Genomic DNA, 18,532 nt, shown 5'->3' on the forward strand with positions numbered 1-18,532 from the left:
GTACCCGTTTGGTTGGCAGTCCGCGACACCGGAAGCCGACGAGTTGCCACACCGAGTTCGGCTCGAGCGACGGAACGAACGACAATCATCGACGCTTCGATCAATGACATCACACACTGTCCGACTCGAGGAGGGCGGTTTCGTCCCGTTTTTTCGGTCGTACACGAAGACGTGGATCCACGCCGTCGCGACGGCTGGGCTAACCGCGTTCGGGACGCTGACGATCGTTCACCGCTGGTTTGCCGGCCTCGCGCTCGCGATGTACGTTGTTCCGCCCATCGTGCTCTATCTCCGCCAGCGAGGACGGCTCGAGGACGGCAGTGAGTCTCGAGCGGTCGACTCGCCGGAAGCAACACGACGCGAGCACTCCGAACCCGACGACAAGCGACCCCCCAGTGAAGGCGAACGACAGGCTGACCAGAACGACGCTTCGCCCGTCGGCTGGAACACGACCGAGACACCCACGGACGCGACGCTGCACGACGTGACCGTCACCACGTCGAACGACGGCTACGCTGTTGGCGACGGTGGGATCGTCCTCTCGAGCGACGGCGACGAGTGGGACGCCGTCCTCGAGGACGGGCCGGCGGCCAAGGGCACCGACCTCCGTGGCGTGGCTGCGACGGCAGACGGCGAGGCGATCTGGATCGCCGGCGACAGCGGCGTGCTCGGTCGCATCGACGGCAAGACCGGCCGCCACACGAACTATACGGCCCCGGAAGACATCACAGACAACTGGCTGGGCGTCGCCGTCGGCGGCTCGGGCGGCGACGAACGGGTGCTGTTGATCACTGGCTCCGGAGCCGTCGTTCGCGGCACCTACCGTGCTGGGACAGTCGACTGGGCAGGCCCAGACAAACCCGGCAGCGGCTCGAGTCTGTGCGCGATTGCGCTCGCCGACGCAGCGGTCGGCTACTGCTGTGATACCAACGACGCAGTCTTCGAGACGACCGACGGCGGCGAGTCGTTCGAGCGTATCGGCCTCGAGGGAGTCGACGGAACACTCACTGACATCGCAACGGGAGGACGCGAGGACTGCGCCGTCAGCGACGATACCGGCATCGTTCACCGCTACGATGGCTCGACGTGGACACCTGATCGCGTCGTCGACGGTTCGCTGTCGGGACTGGCCCGTCACGTGGACCGAACAGTCGCGTGTGCTGGCGACGGCAGCGTCCTCGAGCGGAGATCCCCCGGGGCCGAATGGGATCGGTTCGACACGGACACGGCTAGCTCGTTGCTGGCAGTCTCGCTCGGCCCGGCTCGTGCGGTGGCGGTCGGTGAAGGTGGGACCGTGGTCGAACACAGGTGACGAGACAGCACGCCCGGACGAGCAGCCGGTCGTCGACCACAGTTATTGTGCTCGGCGGTGGATCCATCTGTAGTGAGCGACCAGCGAACAGCCCACGACCGCTGTCGCCTCTGTGGGACGACGGTCACCGAGTCGAGCGACGAGACACCCCCAGAGACGGACGAGGATGGTCCGTTCTGCTCGAGTGGCTGTCGCAACGTCGTCGCGGCACTCGGAGCCGCCGACAGCGCCGAGACGGCCACTGCGGAGCCGACGCCTGCGAAGACTGACGCCGACATCCAGAGTGAGGCACAGACACGGACGTTCTTTCGGATCGATGGCATGCATTCGGCGCTCTGTGAGGCGTATCTCGAGTCGATCGCCGAAAAGCAAGACGGCGTCTCGAACGCGGCGGCAAGCTACGTCACGGAGGCCGTTCGGGTCGATCACGATCCGGCACAGGTTTCCGCCGAGACACTCGAGGCTGTTCTGACTACGACCGGCTACACGGCGTACCGTCGCGAAGACGCGGCTGACGCGGCCGAGACTGATCCCCTCACAGCGGACTCGAATGAGACACACCGATCCCGCGAGATGCGGGGGATGCGAAAACGCCGCTCGGAGGACATGCTCGAGATCCGGTACATCATCGGGATCGTCTTCGGCTCGTTTCTGCTGGTGCCGTACATGACCGTGTTTTATCCGGTGTATCTCTCCGCGTTCACCGACTACTGGCTGTTCGGGCTCTACGGCGAGGCGTTTGCGAGTTTCGACGGCATGCTGTTCCTGCCGATCTTTTTCGTGGTGACCGGGATCGTGCTCTATCTGACCGGGATGCCGCTTTTGCGTGGTGCGTACGTGAGTTTGTGGCTCCGACGGCCGAGTACACATCTGTTTGCGGCGCTGACGATCGTCGCCGCCTTCTGTTATGGGACGATCTCGTTCGTCGTTGGCGATCCCCAGATCTATTACGACCTGACGATTCTCGTCGCCGCCACCGTGATGGCCGCGGTTTTCTACGAAGAGACGGTCAAGCGCACGGCGCTGAATCGGCTGACCGATCTCACGGTCTCGCAAGTCGGGACGGCCCGTGTCCTCGAGTCCGATGGAAGGACTCGAGAGTTGTCGGTCGAAGACGTCGACGCCACCGACCGCCTGCTCGTTCGCGCGGGCGAACGAATCCCGGTCGATGGCACGCTCGCTGAAGGCGAGTGTACGGTCGACGAGGCGGTCGTCACCGGCGAGTCGCTCCCGGTCTCGAAATCCGTCGGCGACGAAGTGGTCGGCGGCTCCGTCGTGACGGGCAACGCTGCCGTCGTCGCCGTCGGCACGCAAACGACGAGCAGCATCGATCAGCTGACACGCACCGTCTGGAATCTTCAGAGCGCCGACCACGGCGTTCAGCGACGGGCCGACGCCCTCGCCGGGATGCTCCTCCCGCTCGTTGTGGGTGTCGTCATCGCCGTCGGTCTGGGAGCAGTGCTCCTTGGTGCGGGCGTCATGGCCACGACGACGGCTGTCCTCCTGGCAGTCATCGTCGCGAGTCCGTGGGCACTCGGGCTCGCAACCCCGTGTTCGATCGCGACGAGCATCCGCGACGCACTCGAGTCCGGAATCGTCGTCTTCGACGAGAGCGTCTTCGAACGGCTCCGCGCAGTCGACGTCGTCGTCTTCGACAAGACGGGGACGCTGACGACCGGCGAGATGACCGTCCTCGAGGCAGACGCCCCACAAGAGCTCCTCGCTGCGGCCGGCGTGATCGAACGCCGTGGCGCACATCCCGCCGCAGCCGCGATCGAGAACGCCTTCGCCGACGGCCTCGAGCGCGACTCGACACGAACCGACGGCGGCGTTATGAATGAGGGCGCAGACGACGAGCGCGAGGGACAGATTCAGGCGTTCGAACGCCACGCGACCGGCGTCGAGGGGACCATCGACGGCCAGCGAGTGCTCGTCGGCCACCCCGACCTCTTTCACGAACAGGGGTGGACGTTCGAGGACGGCCTCGAGCAGCAAGTTGCGGCCGTTCGAGACGACGGTCACCTCCCTGTCATCGTCGGTCGTGACGGCCACGCAGCGGGGATCATCGTCGTCGGTGACGAACCGCGTGAGGAGTGGACACAGACGGTGACGGCGCTTGCCGACAACGGCATCGACGTCGTGGTCTTGACCGGTGACGACGACTCGGCGACGGCTCGGTTCCGAACCCACCCGGGCATCGATCACGTCTTTGCAAACGTCTCGCCGGCCGGGAAGACGGCAGCGATCAGACGGCTGCGAGCCGACAACTGCGTGGCGATGGTTGGCGACGGGACGAACGATGCACCCGCTCTCGCTGCGGCAGATCTGGGCATCTCACTCGGTGGCGGGACGGCGCTCGCCGCCGATGCAGCCGATCTCGCGATCGTCGAGGACGACCTCACTGCCGTCGAGCGCGCGTTCGAACTCGCACGTGGCGCTCGCCGGCGTGTCGTGCAGAATCTCTGGCTCGCGCTCGTCTACAACGCGATCGTGATCCCCGTCGCGCTGGCAGGGCTGTTGAGCCCCGTGATCACAACCGCGGCGCTGGCTGCCAGTGGCCTGCTGATCGTCGGCAACGCCTCACGATCACTGCTCGAGGACGGCGAATGAACGCTTTCGAGGAGTAGTCCGGTCTCGAGACGTTCAGTTCGATGATAGCAGTACTTGATAGCGCTCCGTCACGTAGGACTCGTATGACCGTCTTCGAGAGTGGTGGTCGTCCGTCCAGTGGGGTCGTCCCAGTCGATTACACGAGCCGACAGCAGCGAGGGGAGCGCTGATGGGCCGCGTGCTCGTCGCTTTCGGCTCGAGCGAGGGCCAGACGGCGACGATCGCCGAACGGATCGGTGACACCCTCGAGGACGCGGGCCACGACGTCGTCGTTGTGCACGCGAAACACCCGCCAGCGGAGCTCGATCCGGGGCGTTACGATGGCGTCATCGTCGGCGCATCGATCCACATGGGGTCTCACCAGTCGTACGTCGAATCGTTCGTCGACAAGCACAGCGAGGCCCTGAATCGCGTCCCATCGGCGTTTTTCTCGGTTAGCCTGACGGCCGCACACCCGGATCCTGACGACCGCGAGCCAGCCCAGGAGATCCTCGAGGCGTTCCTCGAGGAGACGGGCTGGGAGCCAGACACCACGCTGCTGGTCGCCGGTGCACTCAAATACAGCGGGTACGGCCTGTTGAAACGCGTCGTCATGCGCCGGATCGCGGGGAAAGCCGGCGGCGACACCGACACTGCACGTGACTACGAGTACACCGACTGGGACGAACTCGAGGCGTTCATCGATGCGTTCAGGGCGTTGCTTCCCGACGCACCCGAACAGTCCTGATCAGAGGCCACCGACAGAACTCGCGACAAGGAGTGTCACGACCAGCAGGGCAAGCACGGCTCCGACGGCCAGCGGGACGTTTTCCTGTGCCTTCTCGATGACGGACATCTCGTCGTACTGCTCGCGGAACGCCTCGAGATTGGCCTCGTCGGAGAAGTACTTCGTTTTGAACGCGAAGCGTTCGGTGACGGCACAGCCGTGACAGACCGGGTCGCCCTCGAGTCGCTCCGTTTCGATGTGGTCGTCGCAGTTGATGCTGCCGCAGTTGGCACAGTAGGTGTACGACTCGCTCGCGCCAGCAGTCTCGCAGTGGACACACCCCTGAAGATCGTTGGTTGTGGTCGACCGCGAGGGGCCAGCAGCGTAGTAGCTGTACTCGTACTCGTATTCGCCAAGCGAGAGCAGCGAACGGACGTGTGGGACGTAGACTGGATCGATCTCCTGAACCGAGATATCCGAGCGCGTTGGCGTACAGGTCTTCTCGTAGTCGACGTTGTTCCCGCCCGTGTAGTGGACCGTCGTCGTGTGGGCCTGCCGGAGGCGGTCGATCGCCCACTCCTTGTACGCCGTCTCGGTCTGGCCGAAACGCTTGCGCTCGACGCCGTCGAACGTCGCCTCGAGCGCCGCGTCCTCGAGGTCGATCCGGGGTGCCGTTCGGGTCGCGACGAGGTCTCGCACGTCACCAGTCGCCACGGCGGGCGCGTCGCGGTCGGCGTGAATAACGAACTCGTTTGCCTCATCGATCCGGTGGATGACGCCGACGGACGTCTCGAACGTGGCGTCCGTTCGCGCGCGGACAGTCACCATCGGCTCGAGTGAGACCGTCGTCTCCGGTGTGGGGATGGTGACGGCCTCGAGATTGTCGATCTCCCGGACGGCTTCGAAGACCGGGGCGTCCCGGCCAGCGGTGGGGTGGACCGGCTGGAGGGTTTCGTGACACAGGATCTCGATCCGGCCGTTGTAGAGGTTCATCCCGATCTCCTCACCGATCTCTCGGAGGGCTTGCCCATCGAGGAGTTCGACGCCGCCGTCGCCGTCACCCAGTTGGCGGGCGTACTCGCGGGCAGGGTCGGTGAATCGGCCGGTCGTCGCCACCATCCCGCGGACCGGACCGTCGTACTCGTAGGTCGCCGCCGCCGAGTGGAGTTTCTGAATTACCGGGCGGCTTACAGTGTCCGTGTGTTTGCACTCGACGACGACCGCCCGCCGGGTCCCGTCGACGACCTCCTCCATCAGAATGTCTCGGCCCTCGTCGGCTGTCCGTCGTGATTGGCGGACGTTCTCGTAGCCGAGGTGTCGAAACACGTCCTCCATCAGGTCCTCGAACTCGTAGCCCGAGAGGTCGTCGAGTATCGCCATCGCGTTCAGGTCCGACTACCGAGTCGACCGCCGATAGCGTTTCGACTCGAGACAGTCTCGATTCCCGAACATCGGCACCCATTGCCGGGCCTGAAACGCCTTTTCACCCGTCCGTCGTTCGACGACTATGTCGACCGATCCCGACGACCTCGAGTTGAGCGACGCCGAAGCTGAGGCACTCCACAACATGCAACTCGGTATCGAGTACGTCTATCGAGCCTACGGCAACTTGCTCGAGTTCCATCACGAACTCGGCCACGCGATGGACCGAATGAGCGACGCCGAAGACCGGCTTCGTGAGGCCGGCCACGAGGAGTGGGCGGACGAACTCCGGGACAACCATCTGCCAGCCGGGGCGATCAGCGACCAGTGGACGTTCGAACTCGTCGAAGAATTTTCGACTGCGTTTCTCGAGGAGGTCGACGCGTTCGAAGACGACGTTCGGGACGAACTGGCCGACGGCGTCGACCACGTCACCGAGCGTCGCCAGAAGCGACGGTTGCGCGAGCGAGCCAAACGGGACGACGACTGAGCGGCGTGGCCGCACAAGCCAAAAGGGTGTGGAGACGCCGGTAGACGTCCACCAGTCCGAACACCAACTGTTTTCGCGCTCGTCGTTACATCGTCTGCTATGGCTGATCGGTACGACGTGATCGTCCTCGGTGTCGGCGGGATGGGCAGCGCGACAGTCGCACACCTCGCTGAACGCGGTGTCGACGTACTCGGCCTCGAGCGCTACGATATCCCACATAGCTACGGCTCTTCACACGGGAGCACCCGGATCATCCGGCTGGCCTACGCCGAACATCCCGCGTACGTCCCGCTGTTGGAACGGGCGTACGAACTGTGGGACGACCTCGAGGCTGATCACGATCGGCAGCTACGCTACCGAACCGGCTCGATCGACGCCGGGCCGGCCGGCGACCCGCTCGTCGAGGGATCGAGACGTTCCTGTGAGGAACACGGCCTCACGTACGAACAGCTCTCGGGTGCGGAACTCGGCGAGCGATATCCGGGCTACGGGCTGCCCGAGGAGTACGAAGCGATCTACCAGCCCGACGGTGGCTATCTCGTCCCTGAGCAGTGTATCATCGCCCACGTCAACCGCGCCCATCGAGCGGGTGCGACGATCCGCGCTCGAGAACGCGTCGTCGACTGGCAGCCAACGGCCGACGGCGGCGTTCGCGTCGAAACCGATTACGACCGATACAAGGCAGACAAACTGGTGCTCACTGCGGGTTCCTGGGCAGCCCAGTTCGTCGACGCACTCGAGGGCGTCGCTGTTCCCGAGCGACAGGTCCTCGCGTGGCTCCAGCCCCACGAACCCGACCTGTTTACGCCAGCGCAGTTCCCGGTCTGGAACCTGCAGGTGCCCGAGGGCCGTTACTACGGCTTCCCCGTCCACGACGTGCCGGGGTTCAAGTTCGGCCGCTACAACCATCGCGAAGAAACGGTCGATCCCGACGCCCTCGAGCGCGAACCCACACAGGCAGACGAACGACTGCTTCGAACGTTTGCCGAACAGTACTTCGCCGACGGCGCAGGACCGACGATGCGCCTGCAGACCTGCCTGTTTACCAACACGCCTGACGATCACTTCGTTCTCGATACGCTGCCCGACCATCCACAGGTCACCGTCGGCGCTGGCTTCTCGGGCCACGGGTTCAAATTCGCCAGTGTGATCGGCGAGATCCTGGCTGACCTTGCACTCGAGGGCGAGACTGACCATCCGACTGAGCTGTTCTCGATCGATCGGTTCTGACGCATCGACACGCCACTACAGCGTGTCGATAACCTCGTCGGCGAACGTCGACAGCGCGGCTTCTTTGTCGTCGTTCTGGATACCGACGATGGCGTGGTCGAGACCGTACTCCTCGAGCCGTCGGAAGTAGTCCTGGAACCACTCGATGCCGGCGTGAAAGCCCAGATGGAGCGGCTCGGGCGCTGCCGTTGGATCGTCAGCCAGTTCGACGCGAATCGCGATCGCGAACGGTTTCTCGCCCGCCGCCTCGCGCCAGTCTGCGAGATAGTTCTGGAGGGTGCGTTCGGGCAGGTGATAGAACAGCCAGCCGTCGCCGTGGTCGGCGATCCACTCCTGAGATTGGCGGGCGTAGCCGGTCGGCAACAGCGGAATCGTCCCCGTCGTCGGCTTCGGCACCACGTCGAGGTCGCCCTCGAGCGCCCCCCACTGGCCTTCGAGCTCCGGGAACTCCTCGCGCCAGACGGTTCGCATCGCCTCGACGGACTCGCGAAACAGCTGGCCACGTTCCTCATGATCGACGTCGTAGGCCGGGTACTCCGGGTCGCGGTCGCCGGAGGCGACGCCGAGGACGAGCCGGCCATCCGAGAGCTGGTCGACCGTCGCCGCGGATTTCGCGACGTGAAGCGGATGCCGGAGCGTGAGCACGACGCTCGAGGTGCCAAGTGCGATATCGTCGGTGTGGGCGGCGACGTGAGAGAGCCACGGCCAGGTGTCGAACGTCTGGCCGGCGTCGCCGAACTTCGGCCAGTAGGTCGGGACGTCCCGCGCCCAGAGGCCGTCGAAACCGACAGCCTCGGCGTGTTTCGCGAGGTCGATCTCGCGTCCGGGAGCAGGCGTGGATCGGTTCGTGCCGGTGAGAGGAAAGCCCGCGCCGAAGGTCAGTCCATCGCGGTCGAACAGCCGCCGGTAGCCCGCGTTGGCGTCGTCGGGAGACATTCGATCGAGTTATCGGCCCGATCTACAAGACGGTGTTTGTTCACAACGGCTCGACACCGTCACAGCGTACTCGAGTAGGGTCGTCGCTCCCCATCGAATTCGGCTCCGGCAGACACGGTCGCTGGCTCGTCGCTGCTGTCTCGAGGCCGGCCGTCGAGTTCCGCGCGTTTATTGCCGCCGCGCTGAGAGCCACCGCTATGGAGTCCGATCCCCGCATCCGGATCGCAGAGCCAGGCGACGCAGACGCAGTTCGGGAGATCTACGCCCCGTTTTGTGACTCGACGGCAGTCACCTTCGAGGAAACCCCACCGACCGAGACCGAGCTGGCCGAGCGCATCGACTCGACGCTCGAGCGCTATCCCTGGCTTGTCTGTGAACACGCTGGCGAGGTCGTCGGCTACGCCTATGCGGGGCCACTGCGGAAGCGTCGCGCATACGAGTGGGTCGTCGAACTCTCCGTCTACGTCGCCGACGGTGTCCGCCAGTCGGGTGTTGGCCAGGCGCTGTACGCGTCGTTGTTTGCGATCCTCGAGCGACAGGGATACTGCGATGCCTACACTGTGACGACACTGCCGAACCCCGCGACAGTCCGGTTCCACGAACGGCTCGGCTTCGAGCGCGTCGCCGACTTTCCCGCGATGGGGTACACCCAGAACGCGTGGCACGACGTCGCCTGGTGGCGACGGCCGATCGCCGAAAAAGAAGCCGCTCCAGACCGGCCGACGCCGTTATCGGCGGTGCGCGAGTCGCCCGATTGGGACGCGCTGGTTCAGACAGGGATGGATCACCTCGAGTTGTCGTAGTTGGTTCTCACGGCGTGTACAGCGCCGACTACCTGGCGTCTGTTCGCCCGACCGAAGCCACTTAGTGGCTCAGTTCCGCTGGTCTGTACATGAATCCCGCGACCTACGGAACCTACCTCGTCACGCAGGCGTCGGTGTCTGCGGGCCGAGAGACGACTGAGATCGTCGAGGCGGCGCTCGACGGCGGTATCGACGTCGTCCAGCTTCGAGAGAAGAAGACGACCGCGCAGCGGCGGTACGAACTCGGCCTCGAGGTGCGTGAGATAACTGCTGGTGCGGATGTGGACCTGATCGTCAACGACCGTGTCGACATCGCACAGGCGATCGACGCCGATGGCGTCCATCTGGGCCAGTCGGATCTCCCGGTCGCGGTCGCACGCGAGTTGCTCGGCCCCGAGGCAGTGATCGGCTGTTCGGCGTCGACGGTCGACGAAGCCAGACGGGCAGAAGCCGACGGCGCGGACTACCTCGGTGTCGGGACTGTCTACGGCACGACCTCGAAGGAGGTCGATGCGTACAAAGACGGCGTCGGTCCCGAACGGATCGCCGAAATCACCGACGCAGTGTCGATCCCAGTCGTCGGTATTGGCGGGATAACGGCCGCAAATGCCGGCTCGGTCGTCGATGCCGGCGCGGTCGGCGTGGCCGTCATCTCCGAGATTACCGCCGCTGAGGACCCCTGCGCGGCGACCGAATCGCTCGCGGCGGCCGTCGAAACTGCGAAGGCCATGGGAGACACACCCCCACACGATGGCTAGCTCGCTTCCAGCCGCTGTCTCCGGTGGCGACCTCGCGTCGTCGCTCGAGGCGATCGGTGAGACGACGCCGCTCGTCCAGCATCTGACCAACACCGTGACGATGAACGACGTCGCGAATCTAACCCTCCACTGGGATGCGCTCCCGGTGATGGCCGACTCGCCCGGCGATGCGGGCGAGATGGCTGCCGGTGCGGCCGCCCTCCTGTTTAACACCGGGCAGGTCCCCGAGGGAAAAGTCGAGGCCATGCACGACGCTGGGTCGACCGCGGCCGACCGTGACATCCCGATCGTGCTCGATCCCGTCGGCGTCGGCGCAACGCCGACCCGAAAATCGGTCGCCGAAGCCTTACTCGAGGAACTCGAGTTTTCGATCATCAAAGGCAACTACGGCGAAATCAGCGCGCTCGCGGGTGTCGAAGCCGAAGTACGCGGCGTCGAATCCGTCGGCGAGTACGACGAGATCGAAGACGCGGCCCAGTCGCTTGCGGACGCGACCGGCGCGACGGTCGTCGCAAGCGGTGTCGAAGACGTCGTCGCGAACGCCGACGAGGCGGCTCGCATCACGGCTGGCCACGAACGACTCTCCGAGGTCGTCGGGACTGGTTGTATGCTCGGCGCGACGCTGGCCACGTTTCGTGGCGCGCTCGAGGACCCCGTGACGGCTGCCGTCCACGGCACACTTGCGTTCGGGATCGCCGGGGAGCGCGCAGCCGAACTCGACCACAATGGGCCGGAAAGCTACCGGACGAACTTCCACGACACCGTTGCTGGACTCACGCCCGAAACCGTTTCCGAACTCGATCTCGAGGACCGAATCGAACGCGTCGCCTGATCGCTCCCACGCTGTCTCGACTTCCCGGTCACGACCGATGAAACCGTTTTGTCGACCACTGCCGAACGGTAGCATATGATGCGAGAAGAACTCACAGCTGCTGCCGAAACGCTGCAGGATGCAGACGACGCCGCGACGGACGACGACGTCCGTGAGCGGCTCGAGAACCAATCGCACGCGTTCGCGGAGCTGGCCGAAGCCGCTCGCGGTCCGGACCACGGCACACTCGCTCGGCACGAACATATCCTCACCGAGGTCGCGGCCGATGCTGATAGTGATGTCACAACCCACGTCGAAGACGCCCTCGAGTCGATCCGTGCGTTCCGCGAAACAGTCGAGGGCGTGTAACGACTCGAGCGGGGATCAGCAGACGGGTTTTGGATTTGCGCCCATCGCCTCGAGGTTTGCGACGTACTCGTCGTAGGCGGCCTCGATCGCGCCGGTTGCTGCCCTCTGGGCGCGTTCGTCGTCGTCGGCACTGTCACAGACGTCCTCGAGAAGCTCCCCTGCCCGCTCGAGTTGGTCGTCTAACTCCGCGCCGAACTCGCGAAAGACGCCCGCGGTCTGAGGGTCGGCGTCGCCGACGAAGTAGCCGACCACCTGCTCTTTCGAGCGCTTGCTCGCGAGGATACGGCCGATAAGCGCGCCGGCGCGTTCAACAGTCGACTCGAGGCCACGCAGATACTCGTGAAGGTCGGGGATCTCGCCCGGTTCGTAGTCCTCGACATCAAGGTAGTCGATGACGGTCTCATAGTGGGCTCGTTCCTCTGCAGCCGTGGTGTCGAAGACGTCGCGGGCCGCCTCGTCTTCCTCACTATCGGCCCACGCTTCGAACGTCTGCCAGGCCGCGTGTTCGGCGTCGGCCGTCGCACGAAGGACTGGTTCGGTGTCGATATCGCCACCAGTGTCGGCATACAGCGACTTCGAGGACCCCAATCGTGAGAGTTCGGTCTGGTTGTCCTCACGTACCGCCTCAATGAACGTTTCGGAATCGGTCATGGCGACTTTTTCGGCCGGACTCGAGTTAGGTCTGTCGCGCTGGGCGCTGTCGTGCGGGCGGAGAACGGGGTAGTGGTCGCCCCTGTCAGCCGTTCTGCAACGAAATTTCGTTCTTTTCAGTCGTCACCCTCGCCTTGCTCTACGGCTCACTCCGCTCGCTGTTTCGCCTCGAGGTCGACTCCTTTCAGTTGTCGCCCTCGCCTTACTCGCGGGCTACGCCCGCTCGCTTTTTCGAGGCCTCGGTCGCTTTGCTCACTCGGCCTCGCCTGTCTCTATCGGTGCGTTGACAAGATTGCCCCATTCGGTCCAGGATCCGTCGTAGTTGACCGTGTCTTCGTAGCCGAGCAGTTCGTGCAGGGCAAACCAGGCAACAGACGAGCGCTCGCCGATACGGCAGTAGGCAACGGTCGTCTCGTCGCCGTCGATACCTTCTTCGGCGTAAAGCTCCCCGAGCTCGTCACGATCTTTGAACGTTCCGTCATCGTCGGTGACAGCGGCCCACGAGATGTTCTTCGCACCGGGGATGTGGCCGCCGCGCTGGGCGGTCTCCTGGAGGCCTGGCGGCGCAAGGATCTCGCCGCGGAACTCTTCGGGGGAGCGAACGTCGACGAGTGGGACGCCACGGTCGATCGCCTTTTCGACGTCTTCGCGGTAGGCACGGATGCTCTCGCGTGGCCCGGCGGCGTCGTACTCGACAGCCGAGAACTCGGGTTCCTCGTCAGTCGTTGGGTAGTCGTGCTCGAGCCAGTACTCGCGGCCGCCGTCGAGGAGATACACCTCGTCGTGGCCGTAGTATTTGAACTGCCAGTAGGTGTAGGCGGCGAACCAGTTTGCGTTATCACCGTAGAGGACGACCGTCGAATCCTCGCTGATGCCGTGACTGCCGAGCAGGTCCTCGAAGTCGTCTTTGGTCAGGACGTCTCGAGTGGTCTGGTCTTGCAGTTGGGTTTCCCAGTTGAACCCGATCGCGCCGGGGGCGTGGGCCTCCTCGTAGGCTTCCGTATCGACGTCGACTTCGACGAGTCGATACGCCGGATCGTCGGCCTGGAACTCCTCGAGGTGGTCCTCGACCCAGTCGGCGGTGACGAGTACGTCATTGGCGTAGTTTGTTGCCATACATAATCCAACGGCTGCCAGGGTCATAGTGGCACCCCAACCGGACAATTCGGACGCCGGTCAACCGTGGCGGAGACTGTTGCCGCTACTTCGAACGGCCCGAATAGACGCGATTTGAGACCGGCCGTTCCTGCCAGCGACCGATCCGTCTCATCTCACGGTGAACCTGTCTGTGCCCCAACAACTCCCGTTGAAGCGGATTATGTTGCCGGAAGCTCGGTACCCAGGGGAGTGGTGCCGGGACCGGTGTGTTCTCAGGGCTGGCTCTCGAATCAGCCGCCAATGGATGAATCCGTCGTCGTTGCTCCTGACTGGCTCGCGACACGCCTCGAGGATCCCCAAATCCGCATCGTCGACGTCAGAGACGCCTGGGAGTACGAGGGCATCGGGCACGTTCCCGGTGCTGTAAGCATCCCCTTCGACAGCTATCGCGACGAAAGCGACGTCGACCGCGGAACGCTTCCCGGTGCCGATGCGTTCGCAGCGTTGCTCTCCGAGGCCGGCATCTCCCCCGACGACACGATCGTCGCCTACGACGACACCCACGGCGTTTTCGCCGCTCGCTTCGTGCTCACAGCGCTCGAGTACGGCCACGACGACGTGCGACTGCTCGACGGCGACTACAGCGCTTGGAACCGCGCGTACGAGACGACGAGCGACGTTCCTGAGATCGAGCCGACGGGCTACGAAGCCGAGCCACTCTCTCGCGAGGAGAGCCCGCTGGTCGACCTCGAGACCGTCGAAGACGCCCTCGAGCGCGATGCGCTGTTCGTCGACACGCGCGATACCCACGAGTTCGAGGAGGCCCGCCTGCCCGGGGCGGTCCGGTTCGACTGGCGGGAGGCCGTCGACGACGAGACACGCCGACTGAAGTCCGAGGCCGACCTCGAGGCACTCCTCGACGAGCACGGCATCACGCCCGACCGCGAAATCGTCCTCTACTGTAACACTGCCCGCCGAATCAGCCACACCTACGTCGTTCTCCAGGCGCTCGGCTACGAAACTGTCGCCTTCTACGAAGGAAGTCTGACGGAGTGGCTGGCACACGACGGCACGATCGAAACCGGACCGGTTGTTGACGAGTGAGCGGCCAACTCAGAGCCAGTCGTCGCCCGAATCGTCGTCCGTCGCTTCTCTGTACGACTCGACCGCCGCGGCGAGGTTTTCGAGGGCCGCTTCGGGCGTCTGTCCCTGACTCGAGACCCCGGTTATCTCGTCGTCGGCGATGTAGAGGCCGTGGTCGTTTTCCCGCATCGTCACGTCCGCGTCCTCGAGCGCGTCGTACTCGCTTGGATCGGCGTCTGCGTCGGCAGTCATACGGAGACGTTGTCACGGTCGGTTGAAATACGCTCCGACGCATCGACAAACTCCACAGCCTCCAACCAGTTCGCTCGCTCGGCTTTGAACTGTGGCTCACGGTTCGTTCGTACAGCCAGCGCACAGGCCCGGTGAGGTGTCGATATATGGTAGCCACTGCAAGTCAGTGCACACCTGATCGCACAGCCGTCGTGCGGTCAGTGTGTAAATCGTTGCAGTTGTTACTATAGCGTAGCCATCACAGCATCTTCGAGAACCACCCCACAACCCGGTCGCCGGCTCGAGGATGCGAGATGACCAGTAGAAAAAGCCTTTAACGACGTCATCCCGTATATTGGCCAAATGGTACTCGACGATCTCGGCAGTTCTCTGCGGGGCACTTTAGATAAACTCCGCGGGAAGTCACGCATCAGCGAGGAAGACATCGAGGAGATCGTCAAGGAGATCCAGCGCTCCTTGCTTTCGGCCGACGTCGATGTCTCGCTCGTGATGGAGCTGTCGGACAACATCAAAGAACGCGCACTCGAGGAAGAACCGCCAGCCGGCACGCCGGCGCGGGATTTCGTCCTCCGAATCGTCTACGAAGAACTGGTCGGGCTCATCGGTGAGTCGACCGAGTTGCCACTCGAGGAACAGACGATCCTCCTCGCAGGACTACAGGGGTCCGGGAAAACCACGTCCGCCGCGAAGATGGCCTGGTGGTTCTCGACGAAGGGGCTGCGCCCCGCCGTGATCCAGACGGACACGTTCCGACCCGGTGCCTACGAGCAGGCCCAGCAGATGGCCGGCCGTGCTGAAGTCGACTACTACGGCAACCCCGACAGCGAGGACCCCGTCGAAATCGCTCGGAAAGGCCTCGAGGAGACCAGCGAAGCCGACGTTCATATCGTGGACACGGCGGGTCGCCACGCACTCGAGGACGATCTCATCGACGAGATCGAGCAGATCGAAGGCGTCGTCGAACCCGACACCTCGTTGCTCGTCCTCGACGCAGCGATCGGGCAGGGTGCCAAAGAGCAGGCGAGCCAGTTCGACGAGTCGATCGGCATCGACGGCGTCGTCATCACCAAACTGGACGGGACCGCGAAAGGTGGTGGCGCGCTGACGGCCGTCGACCAGACCGACTCGTCGATCGCGTTCCTCGGGACCGGTGAGGAGGTCCAAGACATCGAACGCTTCGAGCCTGACGGCTTCATCTCCCGGCTGCTGGGGATGGGCGATCTCGGCCAGCTCGCAGAGCGCGTCGAGCGCGCGATGGAGCAGACCCAGGTCGAAGACGACGACTGGGAGCCCGAGGACATGCTCCAGGGCCAGTTCACCCTCAATGACATGCAAAAGCAGATGGAGGCGATGAACAATATGGGGCCGCTCGATCAGGTGATGGATATGATCCCCGGCTTCGGCGGCGGGATCAAAGATCAGCTCCCCGACGACGCGATGGACGTCACTCAGGATCGAATGCGCACCTTTAGCGTCATCATGGACTCGATGACCGACACCGAAAAGGAGTATCCGAAAGCTATCGGCGCGAGTCAGATCGAACGCATCGCCCGTGGCTCGGGCACCAGCGAGGAGAAAGTCCGGGAACTGCTCGAGCAGTACAAGATGATGGAGAAGACGATCAAGCAGTTCCAGGGGATGGGCTCCGAACAGGAGATGCAGCGGATGATGAAACAGATGCAACAGCAAGGCGGCGGCGGTGGCGGCGGCATGGGCGGGATGGGGCCGTTCTAGGATCCCACGTTCTGGCTTTCCTCGGTCTGTGTTCGGTTACAGGACGATACAGACTCGTTTGAGCATTCTTGACGGCTGCCACTACGTTCATACGTTTCTAGACGTATGCTCGAGTATCAATGAATCGTCGACAGTATCTCACACGCGCCGGCACGGGTGTCGGCACACTGACGCTGCTTGCGGGCTGTCTCGGTGATCTGACCGGCAGCGAAACCGATGGCGAGGTCGCTGATCGAACTGGTGAGCGTGCACTCGATCGTGCAACTGGGAAGCTAAACGAGGCCGCGCTGGCGTTACAGGTGAACGACGATGCCATCGACGACCCCGAAGAAATCGAGTTCGACCCCGCGAAACCGAATGGCCTGATCGACGACGCGCGAGAGTATCTCGAGACTGCGGCAGCTGAACTCGCCGACGATCGGCAAGCCGACGTCGACGGGCTGGAGACGTACGCCGATATCCTCGAGGGACTGGTCATCGTGACCGACGCGATTACCGACGAGACACTCGAGGACGACATCGACGACGTCGCTGCGGCGATCGGTGGCGACGGCGATCTCGATTCGGCAGCCGGCGCTGTCGACGAGCGAACGGCGACACTTGCAACGGCACAGACACGCCATGACGAGGCAGCGGCCGACTTCGAGGCGTTCGAGAAAGCCCGATTCGAGGAGCTCGCCCGGATCGACTACGCGGAGCTCGAGGATGGCATCACGACGCTTGGCGACGTGCTTGACTCGTTTGTCACACTCGGGGACGGCTACGAGTCGCTACTGGACGGCTACGAAACCCTCGAGCAGGGACAGTCCCAGTTCGACAACGGCGAATACGAACGAGCAGAGACGTCGTTCACTGACGCCATAGCGGCGTTCGAGATGGCGACGGACACCTTCGAGAGCGACCCGGAGCCGCCGTCCGGACTCACCACAAACGTCGAGACGGCACGCTGTCAGAGCAACGAACTCGCGGACGCCGCGACGGCCTTCGCAGATGCAGCGGCTGCGGCGGCAGCCGGCGACCCGATCACTGCAGATCGGCGACGGAACGACGGCGAACAGTCACTCGAGGCCGCGCGAAACTGTTCGCAATAGCACAGCCAGACCTCACTGCAGCCACGATTCCGCGACCCGCCGATAGGTGTCTCGACATCGCTTCAGCACGTCGATGGAGACGCTTTCGCTTTCGGTGTGAGCCTCGCCGGGTTCGGCAGCACCGTAGATCACACACTCCGTTCCGGCTTCCGAAAGCCACCCGGCATCGGTCGCGTGGGGCTTCGTCACGAGGTCCGGCGACCCCGGCTGGACAGCGTTGGCTGCCTCGAGCACTGTCTTGGCAAACGCCTCGTCCGTACAGCGCATCGGCGGGAGATCCTGATCGACGGTCCAGTGAACCCCCTCGAGAGCGGCGACGTGCTCGAGTGGCGCTCGCTTGCCTGCCACCGTCCGCTCGTCGACGGTCAGCTCACAGCGGTCGGGAACGACGTTCATCGCCGATCCGCCGTCGATTTCGGTGACGACGAGGCTGCCCTCGAGTTGGTCACCTGCGACCTCGATCGACGGCACCTCGAGCTCGCGGATGCGGTCGACGGCCGCGGTCGCGCGGTAGATCGCGTTCTCCCCAGCACCGACCTCGCTCGCGTGGGCGGCCGTTCCGTCTGCGGTGATCGTACTTCCGCGACGGCCTTTGTGGGCGACGGCGACGTCCGTTACGCCCGGACTCGAGTAGCCCGTCGAACCCTCACCGACGATTGCGTACTCGGGGGCAAAGCCGTGCTCGATGGCGTGTTGTGCGCCGACGCCGCCGATCTCCTCGCCGACGAAGCTGGCGAAGACCAGTTCGCCTGTCGACGCCGACTGGGATGGCCCAGACGACTGGAGTTTGCTGTCGCGAAACGCGAGCATCGCGGCCGCAACTGCGCCTTTCATGTCTGCGGTGCCACGACCGTAGAGACGGCCATCGCGATGTTCGACGACGTACTCGAGGTCCCCACCAACACCGCTGTTGACCTGTGATGGCGCCGGCTCGACAACGTCGTGGTGGCCGACGAGTGCCAGTGTCTCTCCACCAGTTCCTTTTCGCGCGATCACGTTGCCCACTGCGTCACGCGTTACGTCGGCGTCGGTCTCACGTCGGAGCCACGTCTCGATATAGTCTCCTGCGGCCGTCTCGTCTTCGTGACTGGGAATCGAGACGAGCGCCTGTGTCAGCTCACGGACTGTCATAGCGACCACTATGGCGTGGAGTGTGTTGTGTCCATCGAGCGACCG

At 64.1% G+C, this 18,532-nt stretch carries 18 protein-coding genes; 12 read left to right on the forward strand and 6 right to left on the reverse strand.

Going from position 1 to position 18,532, the window contains the following annotated elements:
* The first annotated feature begins 103 nt into the window (after window positions 1-103).
* The 3 genes from DV706_RS04720 to DV706_RS04730 all read left to right on the forward strand — a co-directional run bounded on the left by DV706_RS04720 (window position 104) and on the right by DV706_RS04730 (window position 4,649).
* The gene (locus tag DV706_RS04720; protein WP_006066279.1) at window positions 104-1,312 is read left to right on the forward strand and encodes a beta propeller repeat protein; all 1,209 of its coding nucleotides are present in this window, start codon (window positions 104-106) and stop codon (window positions 1,310-1,312) included.
* A gap of 72 nt (window positions 1,313-1,384) precedes the next feature.
* A complete protein-coding gene (locus DV706_RS04725) occupies window positions 1,385-3,922 on the forward strand; it encodes a heavy metal translocating P-type ATPase (protein WP_136350805.1) in 2,538 nt (845 codons plus the stop codon).
* A gap of 169 nt (window positions 3,923-4,091) precedes the next feature.
* On the forward strand, window positions 4,092-4,649 hold the full coding sequence (locus tag DV706_RS04730; protein ID WP_006066276.1) for a flavodoxin domain-containing protein: 558 nt from the start codon (window positions 4,092-4,094) through the stop codon (window positions 4,647-4,649).
* Here DV706_RS04730 and DV706_RS04735 read toward each other — a convergent pair whose 3' ends face one another.
* Window positions 4,650-6,008: a restriction endonuclease gene (locus tag DV706_RS04735; RefSeq protein ID WP_006066275.1), complete on the reverse strand. Its 1,359-nt coding sequence runs from the start codon at window positions 6,006-6,008 to the stop codon at window positions 4,650-4,652.
* Window positions 6,009-6,135: 127 nt separating this feature from the next.
* Here DV706_RS04735 and DV706_RS04740 point away from each other — a divergent pair, with 127 nt between their 5' ends.
* Together DV706_RS04740 and solA are read left to right on the forward strand one after the other, a co-directional pair.
* The gene (locus tag DV706_RS04740; RefSeq protein ID WP_006066274.1) at window positions 6,136-6,540 is read left to right on the forward strand and encodes a hypothetical protein; all 405 of its coding nucleotides are present in this window, start codon (window positions 6,136-6,138) and stop codon (window positions 6,538-6,540) included.
* Window positions 6,541-6,639: 99 nt separating this feature from the next.
* Window positions 6,640-7,770 carry an N-methyl-L-tryptophan oxidase gene (solA, locus tag DV706_RS04745; protein ID WP_006066273.1) on the forward strand — a complete coding sequence of 377 codons (1,131 nt, stop codon included), beginning with the start codon at window positions 6,640-6,642 and terminating at the stop codon, window positions 7,768-7,770.
* A gap of 15 nt (window positions 7,771-7,785) precedes the next feature.
* On the opposite strand, the gene DV706_RS04750 is transcribed toward solA, so the two are convergent.
* Window positions 7,786-8,706, reverse strand: a complete 921-nt coding sequence (locus DV706_RS04750) for an LLM class oxidoreductase (protein ID WP_006066272.1) — start codon at window positions 8,704-8,706, stop codon at window positions 7,786-7,788.
* Between the two features lie 197 nt (window positions 8,707-8,903).
* Here DV706_RS04750 and DV706_RS04755 point away from each other — a divergent pair, with 197 nt between their 5' ends.
* From DV706_RS04755 to DV706_RS04770, 4 genes are all read left to right on the forward strand, one after another.
* Window positions 8,904-9,509: a GNAT family N-acetyltransferase gene (locus DV706_RS04755; protein ID WP_049889803.1), complete on the forward strand. Its 606-nt coding sequence runs from the start codon at window positions 8,904-8,906 to the stop codon at window positions 9,507-9,509.
* Window positions 9,510-9,598: 89 nt separating this feature from the next.
* Window positions 9,599-10,267, forward strand: a complete 669-nt coding sequence (gene thiE, locus DV706_RS04760; protein WP_006066270.1) for a thiamine phosphate synthase — start codon at window positions 9,599-9,601, stop codon at window positions 10,265-10,267.
* Window positions 10,260-11,099 carry a hydroxyethylthiazole kinase gene (gene thiM, locus DV706_RS04765; RefSeq protein WP_006066269.1) on the forward strand — a complete coding sequence of 280 codons (840 nt, stop codon included), beginning with the start codon at window positions 10,260-10,262 and terminating at the stop codon, window positions 11,097-11,099. Before thiE ends, thiM begins: the two co-directional genes overlap by 8 nt.
* Window positions 11,100-11,174: 75 nt before the next feature.
* On the forward strand, window positions 11,175-11,447 hold the full coding sequence (locus DV706_RS04770) for a DUF7553 family protein (RefSeq protein ID WP_006066268.1): 273 nt from the start codon (window positions 11,175-11,177) through the stop codon (window positions 11,445-11,447).
* Window positions 11,448-11,462: 15 nt separating this feature from the next.
* Here DV706_RS04770 and DV706_RS04775 read toward each other — a convergent pair whose 3' ends face one another.
* Together DV706_RS04775 and DV706_RS04780 are read right to left on the reverse strand one after the other, a co-directional pair.
* Window positions 11,463-12,098 (reverse strand): hypothetical protein, encoded by a 636-nt coding sequence (locus DV706_RS04775; protein ID WP_006066267.1) that lies wholly within the window; start codon window positions 12,096-12,098, stop codon window positions 11,463-11,465.
* A 252-nt stretch (window positions 12,099-12,350) separates the two neighbouring features.
* The gene (locus DV706_RS04780; RefSeq protein WP_006066266.1) at window positions 12,351-13,214 is read right to left on the reverse strand and encodes a sulfurtransferase; all 864 of its coding nucleotides are present in this window, start codon (window positions 13,212-13,214) and stop codon (window positions 12,351-12,353) included.
* A 282-nt stretch (window positions 13,215-13,496) separates the two neighbouring features.
* Between DV706_RS04780 and DV706_RS04785 the strand changes: the two genes are divergently transcribed.
* Window positions 13,497-14,300: a sulfurtransferase gene (locus tag DV706_RS04785; protein WP_006066265.1), complete on the forward strand. Its 804-nt coding sequence runs from the start codon at window positions 13,497-13,499 to the stop codon at window positions 14,298-14,300.
* Window positions 14,301-14,309: 9 nt separating this feature from the next.
* On the opposite strand, the gene DV706_RS04790 is transcribed toward DV706_RS04785, so the two are convergent.
* Window positions 14,310-14,531 (reverse strand): type II toxin-antitoxin system HicB family antitoxin, encoded by a 222-nt coding sequence (locus tag DV706_RS04790; protein WP_006066264.1) that lies wholly within the window; start codon window positions 14,529-14,531, stop codon window positions 14,310-14,312.
* A gap of 342 nt (window positions 14,532-14,873) precedes the next feature.
* On the opposite strand from DV706_RS04790, the gene DV706_RS04795 reads away from it, so the two are divergent.
* On the forward strand, window positions 14,874-16,265 hold the full coding sequence (locus DV706_RS04795; protein WP_006066263.1) for a signal recognition particle protein Srp54: 1,392 nt from the start codon (window positions 14,874-14,876) through the stop codon (window positions 16,263-16,265).
* Between the two features lie 119 nt (window positions 16,266-16,384).
* Window positions 16,385-17,356: a hypothetical protein gene (locus tag DV706_RS04800; RefSeq protein ID WP_136350806.1), complete on the forward strand. Its 972-nt coding sequence runs from the start codon at window positions 16,385-16,387 to the stop codon at window positions 17,354-17,356.
* 12 nt (window positions 17,357-17,368) lie between these two features.
* Here DV706_RS04800 and DV706_RS04805 read toward each other — a convergent pair whose 3' ends face one another.
* A complete protein-coding gene (locus DV706_RS04805; RefSeq protein WP_006066260.1) occupies window positions 17,369-18,487 on the reverse strand; it encodes a M20 family metallopeptidase in 1,119 nt (372 codons plus the stop codon).
* Window positions 18,488-18,532 lie beyond the last annotated feature (45 nt).

It is taken from the genome of Natronorubrum bangense, from assembly GCF_004799645.1.
Classification (GTDB): domain Archaea; phylum Halobacteriota; class Halobacteria; order Halobacteriales; family Natrialbaceae; genus Natronorubrum; species Natronorubrum bangense.